17 protein-coding genes and 1 pseudogene are annotated in these 20,153 nt (G+C 62.2%); 14 read left to right on the forward strand and 4 right to left on the reverse strand.

Annotation, left to right across the window (positions count from 1 at the left end; translation table 11 throughout):
- Positions 1 to 2: 2 nt before the first annotated feature.
- Entirely contained in the window at positions 3 to 587 is a 585-nt protein-coding gene (locus tag AR323_RS07010) for a lytic transglycosylase domain-containing protein (RefSeq protein WP_057883267.1), read from the reverse strand.
- A 230-nt stretch (positions 588 to 817) separates the two neighbouring features.
- Here AR323_RS07010 and AR323_RS15415 point away from each other — a divergent pair, with 230 nt between their 5' ends.
- The 5 genes from AR323_RS15415 (at position 818) to AR323_RS07035 (ending at position 10,042) form a co-directional block, all read left to right on the forward strand.
- Positions 818 to 1,630, forward strand: coding sequence for a DUF7146 domain-containing protein (locus AR323_RS15415; RefSeq protein WP_123321790.1), 813 nt, complete (start codon positions 818 to 820; stop codon positions 1,628 to 1,630).
- Between the two features lie 71 nt (positions 1,631 to 1,701).
- Complete coding sequence (locus AR323_RS07020) at positions 1,702 to 5,934, forward strand: strawberry notch family protein (protein WP_057883269.1); 4,233 nt, start codon at positions 1,702 to 1,704, stop codon at positions 5,932 to 5,934.
- A 104-nt stretch (positions 5,935 to 6,038) separates the two neighbouring features.
- Positions 6,039 to 8,012 carry a ParB/RepB/Spo0J family partition protein gene (locus tag AR323_RS07025; protein ID WP_057883270.1) on the forward strand — a complete coding sequence of 658 codons (1,974 nt, stop codon included), beginning with the start codon at positions 6,039 to 6,041 and terminating at the stop codon, positions 8,010 to 8,012.
- A gap of 191 nt (positions 8,013 to 8,203) precedes the next feature.
- A complete protein-coding gene (locus AR323_RS14945) occupies positions 8,204 to 8,560 on the forward strand; it encodes a bleomycin resistance protein (protein WP_057883271.1) in 357 nt (118 codons plus the stop codon).
- A 141-nt stretch (positions 8,561 to 8,701) separates the two neighbouring features.
- A complete protein-coding gene (locus AR323_RS07035; protein WP_057883272.1) occupies positions 8,702 to 10,042 on the forward strand; it encodes a dihydrolipoyl dehydrogenase family protein in 1,341 nt (446 codons plus the stop codon).
- A gap of 134 nt (positions 10,043 to 10,176) precedes the next feature.
- Here AR323_RS07035 and AR323_RS07040 read toward each other — a convergent pair.
- Positions 10,177 to 10,482 (reverse strand): annotated as a pseudogene (locus tag AR323_RS07040) (MerR family transcriptional regulator); the annotation flags it as partial.
- A 218-nt stretch (positions 10,483 to 10,700) separates the two neighbouring features.
- Here AR323_RS07040 and AR323_RS07045 point away from each other — a divergent pair.
- From AR323_RS07045 to AR323_RS07070, 7 genes are all read left to right on the forward strand, one after another.
- Positions 10,701 to 10,910 (forward strand): hypothetical protein, encoded by a 210-nt coding sequence (locus AR323_RS07045; protein WP_057883274.1) that lies wholly within the window; start codon positions 10,701 to 10,703, stop codon positions 10,908 to 10,910.
- Complete coding sequence (locus AR323_RS15290; RefSeq protein WP_083495284.1) at positions 10,910 to 11,137, forward strand: GDCCVxC domain-containing (seleno)protein; 228 nt, start codon at positions 10,910 to 10,912, stop codon at positions 11,135 to 11,137. Before AR323_RS07045 ends, AR323_RS15290 begins: the two co-directional genes overlap by 1 nt.
- 193 nt (positions 11,138 to 11,330) lie before the next feature.
- Positions 11,331 to 12,266 carry an ArdC family protein gene (locus tag AR323_RS07050; protein ID WP_057883275.1) on the forward strand — a complete coding sequence of 312 codons (936 nt, stop codon included), beginning with the start codon at positions 11,331 to 11,333 and terminating at the stop codon, positions 12,264 to 12,266.
- A gap of 12 nt (positions 12,267 to 12,278) precedes the next feature.
- Positions 12,279 to 12,713 carry a hypothetical protein gene (locus tag AR323_RS07055; RefSeq protein WP_057883714.1) on the forward strand — a complete coding sequence of 145 codons (435 nt, stop codon included), beginning with the start codon at positions 12,279 to 12,281 and terminating at the stop codon, positions 12,711 to 12,713.
- Between the two features lie 32 nt (positions 12,714 to 12,745).
- Positions 12,746 to 13,123, forward strand: coding sequence for an antitoxin Xre/MbcA/ParS toxin-binding domain-containing protein (locus AR323_RS07060; protein WP_057883276.1), 378 nt, complete (start codon positions 12,746 to 12,748; stop codon positions 13,121 to 13,123).
- Entirely contained in the window at positions 13,095 to 13,823 is a 729-nt protein-coding gene (locus tag AR323_RS07065) for an RES family NAD+ phosphorylase (protein WP_057883277.1), read from the forward strand. The genes AR323_RS07060 and AR323_RS07065 overlap by 29 nt, the downstream gene beginning before the upstream one ends.
- A gap of 274 nt (positions 13,824 to 14,097) precedes the next feature.
- On the forward strand, positions 14,098 to 15,036 hold the full coding sequence (locus AR323_RS07070; RefSeq protein WP_057883278.1) for a DUF2493 domain-containing protein: 939 nt from the start codon (positions 14,098 to 14,100) through the stop codon (positions 15,034 to 15,036).
- 213 nt (positions 15,037 to 15,249) lie between these two features.
- Here AR323_RS07070 and AR323_RS07075 read toward each other — a convergent pair whose 3' ends face one another.
- Positions 15,250 to 16,836 (reverse strand): ABC1 kinase family protein, encoded by a 1,587-nt coding sequence (locus AR323_RS07075; RefSeq protein WP_057883279.1) that lies wholly within the window; start codon positions 16,834 to 16,836, stop codon positions 15,250 to 15,252.
- Between the two features lie 4 nt (positions 16,837 to 16,840).
- Positions 16,841 to 17,332, reverse strand: a complete 492-nt coding sequence (locus AR323_RS07080) for a MarR family winged helix-turn-helix transcriptional regulator (RefSeq protein ID WP_057883280.1) — start codon at positions 17,330 to 17,332, stop codon at positions 16,841 to 16,843.
- 194 nt (positions 17,333 to 17,526) lie between these two features.
- Here AR323_RS07080 and AR323_RS07085 point away from each other — a divergent pair, with 194 nt between their 5' ends.
- Both AR323_RS07085 and AR323_RS07090 read left to right on the forward strand, forming a co-directional pair.
- Positions 17,527 to 18,585: an HlyD family secretion protein gene (locus tag AR323_RS07085; RefSeq protein WP_235510492.1), complete on the forward strand. Its 1,059-nt coding sequence runs from the start codon at positions 17,527 to 17,529 to the stop codon at positions 18,583 to 18,585.
- Positions 18,582 to 20,153: an MDR family MFS transporter gene (locus tag AR323_RS07090; RefSeq protein ID WP_051051456.1), complete on the forward strand. Its 1,572-nt coding sequence runs from the start codon at positions 18,582 to 18,584 to the stop codon at positions 20,151 to 20,153. The genes AR323_RS07085 and AR323_RS07090 overlap by 4 nt, the downstream gene beginning before the upstream one ends.

Genomic DNA, 20,153 nt, shown 5'->3' on the forward strand with positions numbered 1-20,153 from the left:
GATTAATTTGTGTATGCCATCCAACGACCGAGAACGTTGCGCACATAACCCGGCGTCTCGCGATTCCTTGGAATCCCGCCTGCCTTCCTCACGGCGCCGGGTCCAGCGTTGTATGCGGCAAGGGCGAGATGTACCGATCCGAACCGATCTAGCATCTGCCTGAGGTAGCGCGCACCACCCTCGATATTCTCCCTCGGATCATGCCGGTTTGCGACGCCGAGTTCGCGGGCGGTGGCCGGCATCAGTTGGGCCAGACCTGCCGCCCCTGCGGGACTGACCGCAAGCGGGTTGAACCGGGACTCCGCCCAGATCAGAGCCTGAAGAAGCCGCGGCGGTAGCCGATACCTTAACTCGGCGTCGCGGATGAGCGGCAGGTAGATCGCTTCCCGATAGCCGGAAACGACTGCGCGAAACGCAAGTGTACTTTCCGTCGAGCGCGGACTGCTTTCGCTGCCCAAGCTTTCCGCACTGGGCCCAACCGACGCTCCATAGTCGTGATCGAAAATTCGAAATTCCTGAGCGATTGCTCCTTCGGCAGCCGTCAGGCTCGCTGCACAGATCAAGCCTGCAATGAACCGGCTTACCATTTCGCGTTCTCCTCGATTACTCCGAATCACAAGAGAACATAAAAAGAACATCAACCTGTAGGAAAGCGATTAAACACCGCAAAGAGGAGAGGCAGCGCTGGGGACGCGAGCAGACGATACGGAGTCTTCCGATGCAGGTCCGAAGTGAAGGTCAGAACACACAATCCCTCGAAGCAACTGCTCGCCAGCTCTGCAAAAGCCGCGGCGGGCGCTGGTCCGGTTCCAAGGGCATGGCCCGGTGCCCGGCTCACGATGATCGCACTCCCTCGCTCGGCGTCACGCTGGGCCGACGTGCTATCCTGTTCCATTGCTTTGCCGGGTGCGACCAAGCGAGCGTGATTGACGCTTTCAGAAGGGAGGGGCTTTCGCCCGCGCAGCTGTTCGGCGGCCTTCCGCCGAATGCCGGAGAATCGACGGTTGAGCGGTTGCCCTCGCGGGGTGCGCTCCGGACATGGCATGGCGCCTCGCCCCTGAACGACAGCCCGGCCAAAGCTTATCTCGAAGCGCGGGGTATCACGGCTGTCTCGCCCGCGCTGCGCTTCAACTCCCGAACGCCTCTAGGGCCCAAAGGCCGCGCGCAATTCATTCCAGCAATGATTGCAGCCGTCAGCCTCGACGAAGGGCCAATCGCTATTCACCGAACATTTCTCGATGCGGAGGCGCCCAGCCTCGCTGCATTCGACGGCCCGAAGCGTGCACTCGGTGCGCTCCGATCAGCCGCCGTGCGACTGTTCCCTGCGATCGATGGAGTGCTGGGCATCGCCGAAGGTGTTGAAAGCGCGCTCTCAGCTCGCGCACTCACCGGCGTCCCGTGCTGGGCAACGCTTGGTAATGAGCGCTTTGCGCTCGTCTCGATCCCCGAGAGTGTCACCGAGCTCCATCTCTTTGTCGATTACGATGCAGGCGGCCAAGTGGCGGTGGAACGCGCGCTCCAGAGCCATGCGCTCGAAGGCCGGACCATCCATGTCCGGCGTCCTTCAAGGCGCGACACCGACTGGAACGACGAACTGGTGAACTGGCTCGCCCGCAAGCGGGCTTCGTAGAGAAGAGAAAGCTTTGGCCTCGTGATCGGCAGAAGGCTTCGTGCCCGATGCCTCCATCAGGAGGACCAACAATGCTTCAGTTCGAACTTTTAGAACCCGATGCTGAACCTCGTGCCCAGCCCTTGGCGGTGACGATCGGCGAACGGATAGCCTCTCGTCTGGCCGACGGCTGCCATCTTACGCGTAGCTCCATTTCTGCGCTCTTTGCCGAAGAGACCGGGATCCAGACCTGGGGGACGGGTTGGTCCATCGACGACTACAACGATGCGATCGAGATCGGCGCGCTCGTGTGGCTGAAGTCTCACGGCTGGATTACGCTCGGTACCGCGATTCATGAAGCGGACGCGCGCTTTGAATGGCTCGAAACCGCCTTGCCTCCCCGCCATGTGCGTAGCGAAGGTCAGATCGAGCTGCAGCAGTTCTCGACCCCGCCCATGCTGTCCTGGCTCATGGCGCGAGCGGCTCAGCTTCGCTCATCCGATCATGCCCTCGAGCCTTCGGCCGGCAACGGCGCACTTGCCCTATGGCCGGCCATTCAAGGCTCCGACCTCACGCTCAACGAGATCGATCCTGCTCGCCGACAGTCACTTGCCCATCTGTTTTCCGACGCAGCAGTGACCGCTCACGACGGTGAGGTCATCGAACATCTCCTGACCCACAGGCCGCCAACCGTCGTCCTCATGAATCCGCCGTTTGCGCGCAGTCGCGAACGCGGGGCCAGTGCGGCAACGGCGTTGCGCCATCTTCGCAGCGCGCTCCGACTCTCGAAGAGAGGCGCACGGCTCGTCGCGATCATGCCGGAAGGATTCGATGCTTCTCGCTTCGCCAGCTCGTTGAGCGATGCCAGCCTGCGGCTCGATGTGCGCATCACCGGCGCGTTTCGCAGGAACGGCACAGGCATTCCCGTGCGCATGGTGGTGTTCGACAAAACCGTCGTCGACCAGCCGGTGGTCACTGCGGAAGCGGACGATTTGTCCGATCTGGCAACGCTGATCGGCCAACTCCCGCCGCGCACTCGCGATACTCCGGAAATTCCCGTGCTGACCGCGCGGCCCGCGACCGGCACTTTGAGAAAGCCAGCGAACGCCCGGCCCGCGGCTCCGTTTGGAACTCGCCCTGCACCTGGCGAGCCGTTCGAAGAGCTCGGCTATGTGACGCTCGATGAGCCCGCGCCCGTCCCGGAGCAGACAGGGATCTATCTTCCCTATCGCCCGAGCCGGGTTCAGATCGGAGGCGCGCCCGTCCATCCGACGCCGCTTGTGGAATCCATCGCGATGGGGTCGGTCGCGGCTCCGAAACCCACCGTGCGCCCAAAGATGCCCGCCGACTGGCGAACACGCGAACTGCTTTCCGAAGCCCAACTCGAAACGCTCGTCTATGCCTGCGAGGCGTTTTCGCACGATCTGCCAGGGCGCTTCCGAGCCACTCAGGAAGGAACCACGCTCGAGCAGGCGGATGATGGAGCCCGTTATCGCCAGGGCTTTTTTCTCGGCGACGGCACCGGAGCGGGAAAGGGGCGGCAGATTGCGTCGGTGATCATGGATCGCTGGCTTGACGGCGAACGCCGACACATCTGGATTACCAAGAATGAGGCGCTGCTCGAGGATGCCCGCCGCGACTGGGAAGCACTCGGCGGCATGCGCCTCGACATTCAGCCACTCTCCAGTTGGAAGCTGGGAGTACCGGTTTGTTGGTCCCAGGGCATCCTCTTCATTACCTATCCGACGCTTCGCTCGGGTCGCGCAGACGATACGCGGCTTGACCAGATCCTCGCTTGGACTGGCGATGATTTCGACGGCGTGATCGCGTTCGATGAGGCCCACGCGATGGCCAACGCCATAGGCAGCCGTAATGCGCGCGGCGCTTCCAAAGGCTCCGAACAGGGCATGGCTGGACTAAGACTGCAGAACCGGCTTCCTCGCGCCCGGATCCTCTACGCCTCGGCTACCGGCGCTTCGGACATTTCCAACCTCGGATATGCGACCCGCCTCGGCTTGTGGGGGGCCGAAACCGCTTTCCCGACACATGAGGCGTTCACGACCGAAATCCGGGCAGGCGGTGTCGCGGCGATGGAGCTCGTCGCCAGGGATCTAAAGGCTCAGGGCCTCTACCTTTCCCGCGCTTTGTCATTCGCGGGAGTCGAGTACGAAATCCTCGAGCACCGTCTGACCGATGCGCAGATCGCCATCTACGATGCTTATGCCGAAGCCTGGGCAATCATTCATCGCAATCTCGACGAGGCGCTTCAGGCGACGCGGATAGTCGATGAGGACAGCGGCGACACACTCAACCGCAACGCTAAGGCTGCTGCGCTGTCCATTTTCGAAGGCACCAAGCAGCGGTTCTTTGCGCAGCTCCTGCTCTCAATGAAACGCCCGAGCCTAGTTCCCGCGATGGAGGAGTCGCTCGCGACCGGCCACTCGGTCGTCGTGCAGCTGGTCTCGACCGCCGAGGCGATGCTCGACCGCCGCTTGGCCGATCTCACTCCCGAGGAACGCGAAGCGCTCGATATCGACCTCTCGCCGCGCGAGTATGTCATCGACTATCTCGCAAAGAGCTTCCCCACTCGCCTGATGCAGATCTTCACCGACGAAGACGGCAATCTGCGCTCCGAACCGATGAGCAACGACGATGGCAATCCGGTCATGTGTCCACGCGCCGTCGCCGCGCGCGATGCGCTGATCGAACAGCTCTGCGCCCTGCCGCCGATCGCAACCGCGCTCGATGCGATCATCGAACACTTCGGAACCAGCATCGTCGCCGAAGTTACGGGCAGGACGAGACGGCTGGTCCTGGGGCGGGACGGACAGCAGCGGCTCGAACGCCGCGGCGGGTCTGCCAATGTTGCCGAGGCTCAGGCCTTCATGGATGGCGCCAAGCGCATCCTTGTCTTTTCCGACGCCGGCGGGACGGGCCGGTCCTATCACGCCGACCTCAATTGCCAGAACCGGCAGCGGCGCGTGCATTTCCTGCTTGAGCCGGGGTGGCGCGCCGACAATGCGATCCAGGGCCTGGGGCGGACCAACCGCACCAACCAGGCTTCGGCGCCGCTGTTTCGTCCCGTGACCACCGATGTGAAGGGTGAGCGGAGGTTCATCTCGACGATCGCGCGGCGGCTCGACAGCCTCGGCGCGCTCACCCGCGGACAGCGGCAAACGGGTGGACAGAACCTGTTCGATCCGGCCGATAATCTGGAAAGCGATTACGCCAGAGACGCGCTGACCCGCTGGTTCCACCTGCTATACGACGGCAAGCTCGAGGCGACGAGTTTCGCCCATTTCGTGCGCCAGACCGGCCTACGGCTCGAAGGTCCCGAGGGCGGTCTTACAGACGACCTGCCCTCGATCCAGCGCTGGCTCAACCGCGTGCTCGCGCTGCCGATCGGGATGCAGAATGCGATCTTTGACGAGTACCTTGCCCTCATCGAAGCGCGCATCGAAGCTGCGCGAGAAGCGGGAACACTCGATCTCGGGCTCGAAACGGTCAAGGTCGACAGCTGTCGAGTTATCTCGGATCAGATCCTTCGGACCGACCCGTTGACCGGCGCCGAAACCCGCCTCCTCTCGCTGGAGATCGAGCGGCACTTGCGGCCACTGCGCTTCGGGCGGCTCGCGCGGCTGCATGACATTGACTCGCCTGGTGCCATACCACTCCACAACGCCCGTTCGGGCCGGGTGGCTCTCAGCGTTCCCGCGCGCCGTTTGATTGCCGACGACGGCAGTGTGATCGAGCGGCGGCGTCTGCTGCGACCGCTCAAATCCGACAACTGGACCCGCGAGGCGCTCGCCGAAAGCGCCTGGGAGGCCATCGATTCGGCTTCGTTCGAACGTCTCTGGCGCGCCGAAGAGATCGAAGCCGCCAAGGAGCCGGTCCGCGAACGCGTGCACCTTGCAACCGGGCTGCTACTCCCGGTCTGGAAGCGCCTGCCCGACGATCACGTGCGCGTGACCCGTATCGTCTCGGCCGACGGAACCTCCATCATCGGCCGCGAGGTGGCGGCCGCGGATATCGCCAAGGTGTCGCAGACCTTCGGCCTCGGCAACCCGGTCTTGCCTACTCCCGGCGAACTGGCCGCTCTCGTCCTCTCGAGCGGCACCGCACAGTCCTTGCAGAGCCATGATCCGCTGACGGTCAAGCGCAGTCTCGTCGGCGGCGAGCAGCGCATCGAGCTGACTGGCTTCGCGCCCGACCGGCTCGACTGGTACAAGGCCAAGGGCTGCTTCTCCGAGATCATCCGCTACCGGACGCGCCTGTTCGTGCCTGTGGCCAATGGGCCGGCCATTCTCGAAGCGCTTGTTCCCTGATCAGTGGCAGTACGTCCCACAGCAGAGAGAAGAGAGTGCCTTGGGCTGGCGAACCTTGTGGGATGCACCCGCACCGGTTCGTTCAATCCATCAGGAGACGATCGATGATCCAGTCTATTCCCTTGAAGAAGCTCGTCCCGAGCCCCCGCAACGTCCGGAAAGTAAGCGATGCTACCGCCGATGCCCAGCTCAAGGCCGATATCGCCGCTCGCGGCCTTCTCCAGAATCTGGTCGTGCGCAAGGCGACGCGCGGCAAGTTCGAAGTCGAGGCCGGCGGCCGGCGGCTTGCCGCATTGCATTCGCTTGCCGAGGACGCCGCAATTCCCACAACCCACGAAGTGACCTGCCTCGTCATCGAAGGCGACGAATGCGAAATGCGCGAAGCAAGCCTGGCCGAGAACTTCCAGCGCCTGGCCATGAATCCCGCTGACGAAGCGCAGGCCTTCGCCGCAATCATCGAAGCGGGCGCCACCACGGAGGACGTCGCCCGGCGCTTCGGCCTGACCGTCCGCTTCGTCGAGGGCCGACTGCGGCTCGCTTCGCTTGCGCCGTGCGTCTTCGAAGCGCTGGTGGAAGGCGCGATCACCCTCGACATGGCCAAGGCCTATGGCGCGGTCTCGGATACCGAGCGGCAAGCTCATGTCTTCGCCGAGCTGCAGGACGCCTGGTATCAGGTCACGCCCGACACGATCCGGCGAATGGTGCTGGACGCGACCGTGCGCGGCAGCGACCCGCGCGCGATCCTGGTTGGCCGCGAGGCCTATCTTCAAGCCGGCGGGCGGATCGAGCGCGAGCTTTTCGACGACGATGCCAGCGAGAGCTGGGTCGATATCGCGCTGCTCGAGGGTCTCGCTCAAAAGAAAATGGAGGAGGCAGCGAGCGTCAAAGCGCGGGAACTCGGCCTAGCGTGGGTCCGTCCGACACTCGGGGCCTATGTCTGCCACGAACTGATCGAGGGGCTCAGCCGCCTTTCCGCCGAGCCGGCCCCGCTGAATGAAGCGGAAGCCGTGGAGCTGTCGATACTCGAGGCAGACTACGACCGTGAAGCGGCAGTCCTCGAGGACGAGGACAGCAGCGAGGAGGAGGTCGCCAGAGCCGAGGAGCAACTGGCCCGCATCGATCGGGCCATGCGAGCGCTCAACGATCGCCCGCCGGTGCTTGCCGAAGATCTGAAGGAAGAAGCGGGAGCCTTCCTGGTCCTGTCGCGCGGTGGCGAGCCTACCCTTGTTCCGCAGTACTACACCGCAAGTGAGGTAGCACAGTCCGACGAGGGCATCATCGAGCCCGTCGAAGATGGCGGTGATGCGTCGAGCAAGCCTGCAACTTATTCGCAGCGACTCCTCGACGAACTGGCGATGCAGCGCCGCGATGTCCTCGCCATCCATCTCGTCAACGACCCAGGCCTGGCGCTCGACCTTATGATCTTCACGCTGGCCGATGCCGATGGTCACGACTGGCGCGCCAAAACGGCAGTCACGATCTCTGGGCCGGCTGCGAGCGGCCCGGTCTCGGGGTTCGAAGCCAAGGATGCTCCGGCGAGTGCGGCGCTGGCGGAGTTCACTGGTTCGCTCGACGAAAGTTGGCGCGCCGGCGCTTCGGAAATCGAGCGTTTCTCAGCGTTCCGAGGGCTTCCCGATGAAGCACGGAGCCTCTGGCTTGGCTTCGTGGTCGCCCGTACGCTCATTGCCAGCCTCAATACCGATGGTGAGCGCGGACTCCCGCTCCACGACGCGCTGGGCGCCTTGCTCGAGATCGAGATGGCGCATTGGTGGAGGCCGACGGCGGCGAACTTCTTCGATCGCGTGCCCAAAGCGCGCATCCTCGAAGCCTTCGATGCCGTGGGCGGGCCCGAGCTTGTCAGCCGCTATGCCGGTTCCAAGAAGGCCGATCTTGCTTCGGCTGCCGAACGCATCTTCTCGGGCGAGTTCATCGGCGAGAAGGACGTCAAGGAGCAGGCATTGGCTTGGCTTCCGGCCGTCATGCGCTTTGGCATTCTTAAGGAGGAAGCCGCTAGCGACGAAGAAACGTCTGCTGGGTCGGAGGACGCTGGCAACGAACTGACCGAGCAAGCTGCCTGAACCTCCTGACAGGTGGTTTTGCGCGGTTGGCGGCCCGTCCATTCCGGACGGGCCGCCTTTAGTCGTTTTGACCAAGTCTGAACCGTCAGTCGTTCTACCTAGTGGATGAGACGTCTTCGCTAGATATTCAGCAGGAACGCCGTTGCGAACGTCTGCCTGGAGCTCCATGATGAGCAGCGAGGGGATGCGAGATCGATCACGCTACAGCCAACCTGCCGTCGAGGGATTTTGAGGTCACCTCAAAATTTTTCGCCAAGTTGGGGTTCGGGCAGGACTGGCGGGATGACGGCTGGATGATCTTGAAGCGTGACAGCATGATACTGGAGTTCTTCCCACATCCAGACCTGAACCCAGCCGAAAGCTGGTTCAGTTGCTGTCTTCGGCTTGATGACGTGGCCGCGTTTTACTCGGTTTGTTTAGACGCTGGAGTGCCAGAGCAATGTTGGGGTCACCCCCGGGCTCAGCCCCCGCAGCAGGAAGATGGCGGTCTCCTGATCGGAGCCCTGATCGATCCGGACGGAACCCTCATTCGCCTTATCCAAAACTGATTGCCGCGCCGGCCTTCAAGGTCACCAGAAATCGACGAGCGCATTGATTGTCAGCGGGGTCACATCCCAGTGGACAGCCTTTGATCCTCTTGGGGAACCCGTACCAACTACAGCATCGTTCTCCTATTGAGGAGCGCGCAAATGCACTACGATTTGATCATCATCGGCACGGGCACGGCGGCAATGGTCGCAGCGATGCGGGTGCGCGATGCAGGCTGGACGGTTGCTGTCGTCGACGAGAAGCCGTTTGGTGGCACCTGCGCCTTGCGCGGTTGCGATCCCAAGAAGATGCTCGTCTCCGGAGCGGAGGTCATCGATGCGGAGCGCCGGATGAGCGGACACGGCATCGACGGTGATTTGCGGATCGACTGGCCGGAATTGATCGGTTTCAAGCGCACCTTTACCGATCCCGTGCCGGAGAAGCACGAGCACCGCTACCGCAATAAGGGCATCGACACTTTGCACGGTGCGGCCCAGTTCACCGGCCCGAACACCCTCAAGGTCGATGCAGCAGAGCTAAGCGGCCGTCATGTACTGATCGCCTCCGGCGCCGCTCCCGTGCCGCTCGGGATCGCAGGTGAGGATCATCTGGTCGACAACGAGTTCTTCCTGGCCATGGAGCAACTGCCACGGCGGATCGTCCTGGTCGGCGGCGGCTACATTGCAGCGGAGTTTTCCAACATTGCGGCACGCGCTGGCGCTAAGGTGACGGTGATCCAGCGCGGTTCGCGCATGCTGACGCATTTCGAGCCGGAGCTCGTCGGCTGGTTGACGGAGTCGTTCGACAGTATCGGGGTGCAAGTCATGACCGATACGACTGTGGTTGCGATCGAGCGCAACGACAGCGGATTTGTCGTGCATGGCGAAAGACGCGACGACAGGATCACGGTGGAGGCCGACCTGGTCGTCCACGCCGCTGGCCGCGCCCCTGCTCTCGACCGACTGAACCTCGAAGCAGCCGATGTTGCTGTCGCTCAAGGTCGGCTCAAACTCAACGAGTACCTGCAGAGCGTCACCAATCCGACAGTTTATGCGGCCGGCGATGCTGCCCAGCAAGGACCGCCGCTGACGCCTGTTTCGAGCCATGATGCGAAGGTGGTCGCGGACAACTTGCTCGGAGGCAACCAGCGAACGCCCGACTATCGTGGCGTGCCGAGTGTCGCCTTTACACTGCCGCCCATTGCCGCTGTGGGAATGGGCGAGGAGGAGGCGCGCAGATCGGGAGCGCAATTCCGGTTGAAATGCGAGCGTGCTTCGCGCTGGTACACTGCGAGGCGGCTTGCCGAGCCGGTTTACGGATACAAGACGCTGGTCGAGGAAGGCACGGGTCGAATTCTGGGTGCGCACCTCGTCGGTCCTCACGCGGACGAGGTCATCAACATCTTCGCCCTGGCTATCCGGCACAATCTCACCGCCGATGATCTGAAGAGCACCATGTTTGCTTATCCTACCGGGGCATCGGACGTAGGCTACATGCTCTAGGGGGCAACGCCGTCCAGCATGTCGATGACCGGACAGTCGGGCACGTGCCCACCCGAACAGCGCTCGACCGTCGAGGCGAGCAGCCGCTCCAGTCGCTCGAGGTCCGCCATTTTGCGCCTGACCTGGTCCAGATGATGAACCGCGATTTCGCGAACTTCATCGCAGCACGCCTCTTCGGGGCCGCCCAGTTCAAGGATGGCGCGCACTTCGCCAGGCGTGAAGCCAAGCTCCCTCGCCCGCTTTATAAAGCTCAGGGCCCTGACATGCTGGTCGGTAAAGACCCTGTGGCCGCCTTCTGTTCGATCGGGCTCGGCGAGCAGGCCAACTTTTTCGAAGTAGCGAATTGTCTCGATATGCACGCCTGTGCGGCGGGCGAGTTCGCCTATCGAAAGACCGCCCACGCATAAACTCCTTGATCCTGTAGCTACTACAGGTGGCACATAGCGCCGAATCGCGCTGGAGACGAGACCTGACTGATCGAAGTGCCCCTCCCGTTATCCGATTGCAGGGACCCGAGCGAGGTGTCGCTGCCGTGGGAACGGCGGCCAGCTTGACCGCCCTGTTCTCTGCTGCTGCGTGCTGCGTGCTGCCTCTCGCGCTCGCCGGACTAGGGCTCGGAGCAGGCGGTCTCGCTGTATTCGTCCCCTACCGATGGCCGATGACAATCATCGCCTCGGTTCTGATCATTGCGGGTTGGATGCTCTACCTGCGCAAGCATCGCGCTTGCTCTGCTGACGCGGACTGCGCGGTGCCGGCGCCAGGTCGAGCCACGCTGGCGATGCTCGTGGGTGCGACGGTGATCGTCGTTATCAGCGCTTTGTGGGGTTTTATCGAGCAGCCGCTGATGCGCGTGCTGGGCGGCGCGTGATGCAGACCACCTCTACCATCACATGTCCCAAGTGCGGCGGCACCTCAGTCGAAACGATGCCGACCGATGCCTGCTGGTTTTTTTACGACTGTCACCATTGCGGCGTGAAGCTTAGACCGCTCTCCGGCGATTGTTGCGTCTTCTGCTCCTTCGCAGATGTTCCGTGCCCGCCGATTCAGGAAGCCCAACAATCCGGTTCGCCGTCCGGATGCTGCGGGGCTGGATAGCAGATATTCCCCGCGCCGCACCGCTCGAGGCGGAAGACGCCGGCCGCACCTATGCGACTCATGGGCGAGATCTACAGGCTCTCCGCAGCAGTCGTCGCAGAGCGCAAAGCTGACACGACGTCCAGATGAGAGGAAAGAAGGCTTCTTCTGATTGCCACGGGACAATCTCGTTCCGGCAATCGGGAGACACCTCATGTCCAAGTTCAAACGCCGCAGCGGCGGGCAATCCCCTGCTGCACAAATCACCTCCGTGATTATCGAGAAACTCGAGCAAGGAACCAGACCATGGGTAAAGCCATGGCGCGGGGTTCCGGTATCACGACCCCTGCGCAGTTGCGGCACGCCCTACCGGGGCATGAACACCTTCTGGCTCTGGATGATCGCCGATGCTGCCGGGTTCCTGTCGCCCTACTGGATGACGTACCAGCAGTGCCAGAAGCTCGGTGGGCAGGTTCGCAAGGGCGAGAAATCGACGATCGCGATCTTCTACAAGAGCTACGACAAGCAGGTGGAGCGCGAAGATGGCGAAGATGGCACCGAGAAGCGGCGTGTCCTGAAGGCCTATGCGGTCTTCAACGCCGACCAGTGCAATGACTTGCCCGAAATGTATCGTGCCAAGCATGAACTCGAACCAGTCGAACCTGCCGGGCGGGAAGAGCGGCTCGACACCTTCTTTTCAGATGTGGGCGCCGACCTTCGGCATCAGGGGGCCGAAGCCTACTACGAGCCTGTCCTGGATCGGATTACGATGCCAACGGCGGCGCTGTTCGACGGCTATGACCACTACTATGCAACGCTGGCGCACGAACTCTCGCACTGGACCGGGCATGGTTCACGTCTGGGTCGGGATCTCAAGAACCGCTTCGGAAGCGAATCCTACGCGGCCGAAGAACTGGTGGCGGAGCTGTCCGCCGCGATCCTTGGCGCAGAGCTCGGTCTTCCCGTCACGCATCTCGACCACCATGCGAGCTACATCGCGCAATGGCTTGAGCTTCTGAAATCCGATGATCGAGCCATGCTCACGGCAGCCGCGAAGGCAGAAGAGGCTGCGAGCCTCATCCTGAGGCTCGGAGGGCGTTCGGGTGCCGGTAGCGAGGCTGCGGCAGCCGATCTCGCCGAAGCGGCTTGAGGGAGGTGCATGATGGGACGTTCCGTTAGCTATCCGTCCGGCGCAATCGTCGCCTTCCGCACTCTGGAGATCGACGACGAGGACGATTGGGAGTGGGAATATGAGTGTCTGGTAGAGGAGGTGACCGAAACTGCACGCATCACCTTTCCCTCACTTGAAGCCTGCAACGGGTGGCGCGGCCGCGAAGATCGAATCCTGCTACGCAACGCCTTTGCCGATTGCGGGATCTCCACCTACTGCGACCTTGTCGCCATCTGGCTCGCCGAGCGCGACGACGGTGGTTACTGGGATGCCGATGCCTATCACCCGCGATCCGGGCGCGCGCAGCGCTGGCTTTCGCAGGTGGCGAGCCGGTTCGAAGCGAAATTCGGCGAGCTCCGCATGATTGGGCGGTTTTCGAATGGCGAGGCCATCTTTGAACGCAGACCTGTTCAAGTGAGTAGCTAGGTGCTATATTGTGCATATGAAAGGATGCGCCGATGGCAACGAGAGCCGCTGAAGTCGAGGAGGGAGATGGCAAGGTTCTGACCAACGCAATCTCCCGAATTGCGGAATTCTGGGGTCTGACCAATGCCAAGCTTGGATCGATTCTTGGGCTGTCTCAGGCCACCGTCTCGCGTTTGCGCGCGGGCAAATCCGAGCTCGATCCGGCCAGCAAGTCGTTCGAAGCCGGCCAGTTTCTGTTGCGCCTGTTCCGCTCGCTCGACGCGCTGCTCGGGAGCGACGATCTGGCTGCGCGAGCCTGGCTCGCGACCCCAAATCTTGACCTCGAGGCGCGGCCCCTTGAGCTGATCGACAGCTTCAAGGGTCTCATGACGGTTTGCGACTATGTGGACGCCCACCGCGCTCGCGTCTGAGCTGCGCCGCTACCGCAGGACCGTCTGGCGCGTGGTCGAAGCGCAGCACCGAATCTCGACCAACCGGCTCGCCGCCAATCTCGCTGGCCAGAAGCGGCTCGAGGAGCTCGCCGATGCAGCCAAGCCGGATCTGCCCAAGTCAGCGCGCGGTCTTCATTACCTGCTCGCCTCGCCCTTTCGCTATGGCCACGGCGTGGCCAGCCGCTTTCGGCGTGCGAACGAGCGGCCCGGCATCTTCTATTCCAGCGAAAGCGAGCAGACCGCGATCACCGAGACCGCCTACTGGCGGCTCCGTTTCATCAGCCGCTCACCGGGCTTTCTTCCGGGCAACCGGACGAGCGAACACCTGAGCTTCTCCGTTCCTGTCTCGATTGCCCGGCTGCTCGATACCACGCGGCCGCCGCTGTCGCGCGAAAGCGAACGCTGGATCGACCCGGCCGACTATTCGGCGTGTCAGGATCTCGCCGAAGCTGCTCGTGCCGCGGGTGGACAGGCGATCCGCTCGCCTTCGGCGCGCGACCCGCAGGGGATCAATCTCGCGTTGTTCGATCCCGCGTGCTTTGCCAGGGCCGAGCCCGATCACGGACGCGGCTGGCACCTGCGCCTCGAAGGCCGGCGACTCATTGCACTGGCTGCGTTTCCTTCCGGCGAGGTGCTGGAATTCACGGCCGAGCGGTTCGGACTGCCTTCGCTCGGCTGAAGCTCGACTCGCGTAGTCCCTCTTTGCGCGGCCTGCCGGAGTCTGATTTCCTGCCTGTCCTGTTCGCTCGCGCGGGCCCTGGACCGGTCCGGTTCCGCCGCAACCCGCGCAAGGCTGCGGCCCGTGTGGCCCGCGCCAGCCTTGCCTTGCGGGGTTTCCCGCTGCGCGGTGCGGCGGCCCCCTCGACCCGGTCCCTTTTGGGCCCGGCGAACAGGCCGCAGGAAACTTCTCTCTTGTCCTGCGGCAGTCGCCTTCGCTCAGGAGGAAATGACCCATGTACGACAGCTTCACCGCCCAGCTTGCCGGAATCGATCTGACTGGCTTTTCGGTTCAACCCGCACCTTTCAACGAAACCGATTTTCCCGCCGAAGAGGCGAGCGAGCAAACCCTCGCGGCCGTCTGGTCGGACATGTTCGCCCTGTTCGCCGACACCGCGCTCGAGGCCGATGCCGAGGACATTGCGTGGGGCTTCGTCAATCTCTTCCACCGCGCGGCGACCCGCAAGTCCGCGCAGGTCGATCGCGCGAGCGACGAGATCCGGGCGCTGCTTTCCGCGGCCGATGGCTCGGAAGTTCACTCGAGCAACCTCGAAGAGCAGGTCGAGCGCGCACAGGCAGCCGAAGCCAGCATGCTCGCCTTCGAGCACATGCGCGAGGTCGCGGCGATGCTGTACCGCGAAGAGACCGGGGCATCCTGGAAGCCGATGACGGGGTCGCGCGTAGCGCACGGAAAGAACCTCACCTCTGCGGTCATCGATGCGCGCGATTTCCTCAAGGTCCGCTCAGAACGTCGGCGCGCCGCACTCACGCCCGAAGGCACCGCCGTGGTCTTCGCCGGAGGACGCGCGAGCTTCGCCACGACCGAGGAGGCGAAGAGCTATGCGGACAACATCTGGGCCACGCTCGACCGAGTGCGCGAGCAGGTGCCCGATATGCTCCTCGTCCATGGCGGCGATGGCAAGGGCGCCGATCGGCTTGCAGCCGCCTGGGCCGAACGCCACGAGGTACAGCAACTCACCTTCGGTCTCGATCGCAGATTGGGCGCCCGGGCCGGGTTCAGGCGCAACGAACAGATGTTGGCGATGGCCCCGCGCTACGTGATCGCCTTTCCCGGCAACGGCGTCACCGAACGTCTCGTCATCGAGGCCAAGGCGCGCCGTGTCACGGTGGTCGATCGTCGCGGACCGCTGGGGACAAGGCCTTCCGGCAGCTAAGCGCCCCAATAGCGGCCATAAAGTCAGGCGAGGACACGCTTGAAAGCTGCCGTTCCAAAGTTTCGTCTGATTGAGGAAAATAAGCCTTCAATCGCAATAGGTCGAAAAATTTTCTTCGCGATGCTTCTTGGTCGCTGAAGTGAGGCGCATGAAATCCTCGTTAAGTTCGGCTTTGCCGTATCGTGACCGTGCACGAATTAAGTTGCTCCTTCATTATGACTTTCGGATGAGCACCACCCCAGCAATCACAAGCGCGCCGCCAGCCAGAAGCCAGGATTGATCGACAAGCAACGCGCTAGCTATGATCAATGCGGCAGCTAGAGGGCCTTTCAAGGACTGACGCTCATTGCGAAGTCCAGCGAGCTGCTCGATACTGAGCGGATCGAGCTGAACCGGCACATATCCTGACTTTGCGATCGAGTTCGCAGTGGCAAGTATGTCGGGCAAGGACGCCGACAAACCCAGCAGCTGACCGCGAAGTCTCTTCAAACCCGACCGAGCGCTGCCGAGCGAGAACCGCTCGGCGAGAAGCTCCGTCATGATCGGCCGGGTCTCTTCGGCGATGTTGTAGTCCGGTGCCAGCGATCGGACGAAGCCCTCTGCAGTCAACAAGGTACGCAGAAGAATGGCCAGATCAGGTGGCAGAACCAGTCGATAATCCCGCAACAGGTCGAAAGCGCGGGAAAAAATCTGCGAGAACTCGATGCCAGATAGCACGGTCCCCCTGAACTCTCCGATCAACTGATCCAGATCCACCGCGAGCGCATCGCGATCCACCTTCGGCTCCCCCGCCCATGCGAGCAGGACATTCGCGACATCGCTGGTTTCCTCACCAGCGATCGCAAGGACGAGGCGGACGATCTCGTCGCGCCTGGCCTTGGTGAGCGTCCCGACCGATCCAAAGTCGATGAAGCCGACATCCTGCTCGCCGATCATGAAGACGTTACCGGGATGGGGGTCGCCGTGAAATTCGCCGTTCAGGATGATCATCCGCAGGACAGCGTTGGCATAGCTTTTAGCGAAAGCCGCCACCCGCGGGTCGCCCGATGGGCTGCCCAGCGAAGACGCGGGCCTGCCGTACAGGCGTTCCTGAACGTTCACCCGCAGCCCGGTCAGTTCCCAATGGATGGCCGGGGACCTGACGCCGATGGTATCGAGATATGCGCCGATCCGCTCGCAGGCTCGGGATTCCGCAGCGAGGTCCATCTCCCAGGCAAGATTGCGGCCGAAGGTCCGCAGAAACTCGACTGGCCGGTAACGCGCGATGTCCGGCGACCGTGCTTCCACGATCCCGGCAAGGCGTATAAGGAGGCGCACATCAGCCTCCATCCGAGCGGCAGTGCCTGGCCGCCGAACCTTCACGATGACCTCGCTTCCGTCCCGCAGTCTGGCGGAATAGGTTTGCGCTATGGAGGCAGAGGCCAAAGGCTTTTCGTCGAACTGCGCAAAGTCGCTCCGCCAGTCCTCACCCCAGCTTGAAGCAAGTACGGGCTCGATATCTGCGAAGGGCACTGACGACACCTGATCGTGCAGGGTTGAGAATGCCGTGATCCAGTGTTCGGTAAACAGATCGCTTCGGGTGGCGAGGAGTTGCCCCAGCTTTATGCCGACTGGCCCGATGTCACGGAGGAACGCCACAACTGCAGCCGGACGAAATTCGCGAGGATCGATGACATTGCTCGAAGAGGGAATAAATCCGAAGGCTCCGGCGAGATTCTTCGCGCCGTGCCTCATTAGGATTTGGCCGATCTCCGCGGCGCGAGCGATGCTGCTGATAGGCTTTTCCGGGGGCGATGCCATGATTTTACTCAGCCTCGGCCCGGAGTTGGTCCAGATTTTCCGATACCCTTGCAAGAATCTGCTGCAACGTTTGCTTCTCGTCGGCGGCAATGTCGCGCCAAAGCAGATCATGAAGCCTATCCGCGGAGCCTCTCAGTTCGGGCAGCATATCATCTAGCTGCTCCGTGAGGATGAGCCGCCACGCTCGCCGATCCGTCTCAGCTCGAAGCCTTTTCATCAGCCCGCGTGCGCAAAGACCTGCAACCGCCTGGCCGATGGTCGCCGATTCCAGTTCCAGTTTCTTGGCGATTTCAGCCTGCGTAAGGGCAGGATCGCGAAGAAGTTGTCCGATGATCCTCCACTGTGTCTGATTGAGACCGATCCTGGCGACCCTCGCATCGTACACTCTGCGCGCGCCGCGACTGATCTCGTCCATAAGATAGAGAATGCGGTCATCATCGGTGATGACCTTCTGCCGACGCTGAGACCGTGACATGGTATCTGGTTTTTCATCCATAGCGCTGTGTAGTCGGATAGCCTCGGATGCCCAAATGCAAACTGCTAAATGCCTTTACTATCTGACTCACGGCTCATAGGGCGCGAGACGCGTTCACCTTTTACTGAGGCTGCCGAAAGAGTCAGATGACCGATAACTCCAACCAACCGGAGCAGGAGGGCACAACCCCAACGAAACCGCAATCGCGGCGTGGCTTGCGCATCGCGCTAATCATCGTTGGTCTTGCCGTGCTGCTTGGCGGGATCTGGTGGTACTACCGGCACGTAACCTACGGACAGTACATGCAGTCGACCGATAACGCCTATGTCGCTGCCGACAGCGTCGTTATCTCTTCCAAGGTAGCGGGATACGTCGAAGAGGTCTTCGTGGGGGAGAACGAGCAGGTTGCTCGCGGCGGAGCCCTCGTACAACTGGATCTGCGGGATTATCAGGCGCAAGCGCAACAGGCGCGCGCACAGATCGCTGCGACCCTGGCCGGTGCCGACACAATCCGTTCTCAGGTAGCCGAACAGGATGCAGCCATTCGCCAGGTGCGGGGCCAACTCGCCGCCGCGCGCGCAGCACTGGACCTCGCGAACGACCAGGTGGCGCGATATCGGCCCCTTGCCGCGACAGGAGCCGAACCGCGGGAAAAGCTAGACCAGTATGAGGCGCAGGCGCGGCAAGCGCGGGCCGAACTCGTCGCCGCGCAGGCGGCGGTGGCTGCCGCGACCGCGCGCCGAGGGACCCTGTTCGAGCAGATCAACCAGACCCAGGCGCAGGCGGACGCTGCTCGCGCTCAGCTGGAAACAGCCGACCTTACGGTTGAATCGACCTTGCTGCGCGCCAGCAAGGCCGGACGCGTCGGCGATCTCTCGGTGAGGGTGGGCCAGTTCGTGCAACCGGGTCAACGTTTGATGACGGTGGTTCCGGTGAGGGCGATCTACGTGACGGCAAACTTCAAGGAAACGCAGGTCGGCCTGATCCGGGCCGGCCAAAGCGTCAGGCTCGAAGTTGACGCCCTACCCGACCTTGAGATCGCGGGACGAGTGGTCAGCATATCGCCGGGAACGGGCGCGGAATTTTCCATCCTCCCCCCCGAAAATGCCACCGGCAACTTTACCAAGATCGTTCAACGGATACCCGTCCGCATCGGTATCGATGCTCCCCCTGAAGTGCAGCGTCTGCTCGTTCCCGGCATGTCGGTAGTGGCTACGGTCGACACCCGGAATGCTGCCGGCGAATTGGAAGAGATCTCGAGTCGGACTCAATGACCGAGATACTGGCAGCGCAGGACACTTCGATCGGGCCGGCCGGGGGCCGAAAGAACGCAGACGTGACTGCCTGGGTCGCTGTGGCCGCGGGCGCGCTTGGCGCCATGCTCGCGACGCTGGACATATCAATCGTCAATTCCGCACTCCCCGTCATTCAGGGCGAGATCGGTGCCACAGGCGCCGAAGGCACCTGGATTGCTACGTCATTTCTCGTTGCTGAAATCGTCGTCATTCCGCTGAGCGCTTGGCTCGAACGGCTGTTCGGTCTGCGAACCCTCCTCATCATCGCGGTTAGCGCGTTCACCGCATTTTCGGTGCTATGCGGGATTGCAACCGACCTTACGACCATGATCATCGGCCGAACGGGTCAGGGATTCACGGGCGGAGTCCTCATTCCGACCGCAATGACTATTGTGGCTAAACGATTACCGCCGCACCAACAGCCAATCGGAATGGCCCTGTTCGGCATGACTGTGGTTCTTGGCCCCGTGATGGGGCCATTGATCGGCGGCTGGCTGACCGAGAACCTGAGCTGGCACTATGCCTTTTTCGTCAATGTGCCAGTCTGCGCAATCCTGCTGCTCTTGCTGTTTATCGGGCTGCCTCACGAGAAGCCCAAGTGGGAATATCTCACGGACGCCGATTGGGCTGGCATTCTCGGGCTGATCCTCGGACTGGGCGGTCTGACTGTTGTACTCGAGGAAGGGCACCGTGAGGAATGGTTCGAGTCCTCACTCATTCGCTGGCTAACGGTGGTGACCATTATCGGCTTTGCCTGTTTGATTTACGGACAGGTGAAGGCACGCAAGCCAGTCTTGAAGTTGCAGCTCCTGTTCAATCGACAGTTCGCCAGCGTCGCGATCATGGCGCTCGCCCTGGGCATGGTGATGTATGGTTCGACCTATGTCATTCCGCAGTTTCTGGCGATCATCTCTGACTATAATGCTTTTCAGACGGGACTGGTCATCTTCTGGATGGGTGTCCCGGCCTTTCTCCTGATGCCGGTTCTGCCCCTGATGATCCGCAAGGTGGACATCCGCATTGCCGTCGGCACCGGAATGCTGCTGATGGCGATCAGCTGCTTTGTCAGCACGAGTCTGACCGCCGAATCCGGCGGCGCTGTCTTCACTGAAAGTCAGCTTATCCGCGGGGCCGGAATGATACTTGCGATGATGTTCCTGAATCAGGCAACGGTTGCGTCGGTGGCCAAGGAAGACGCGGGCGATGCCTCGGGCATTTTCAACGCGGCCCGCAATCTTGGCGGATCATTCGCCCTCTCGGCCCTCGCTTCGTTCCAGGACCAGCGAATTTGGCACCATACGAGGCGCATGGAAGAAACGCTGAATGCGAACAGCGTTTCGCTGCAGACCTATCTCGACGGACTGGCGCGAAGCTTGGGCGATATGGAACGAGCGATGGCGGCACTCGGCGGCACTCTCCAGCGCGAAGCGTTCATCATGACCTACAATGATGTCTTTCTGGTGATGGGACTTCTCACACTCGCGACGGTCCCGCTTGTTCTGTTCCTCAAGCCGCTTCCGGAAAATGTCTCCCTTTCGATGCACTGA

The organism is Tsuneonella troitsensis (genome assembly GCF_001441535.1).
In the GTDB taxonomy this organism is placed as follows: domain Bacteria; phylum Pseudomonadota; class Alphaproteobacteria; order Sphingomonadales; family Sphingomonadaceae; genus Tsuneonella; species Tsuneonella troitsensis.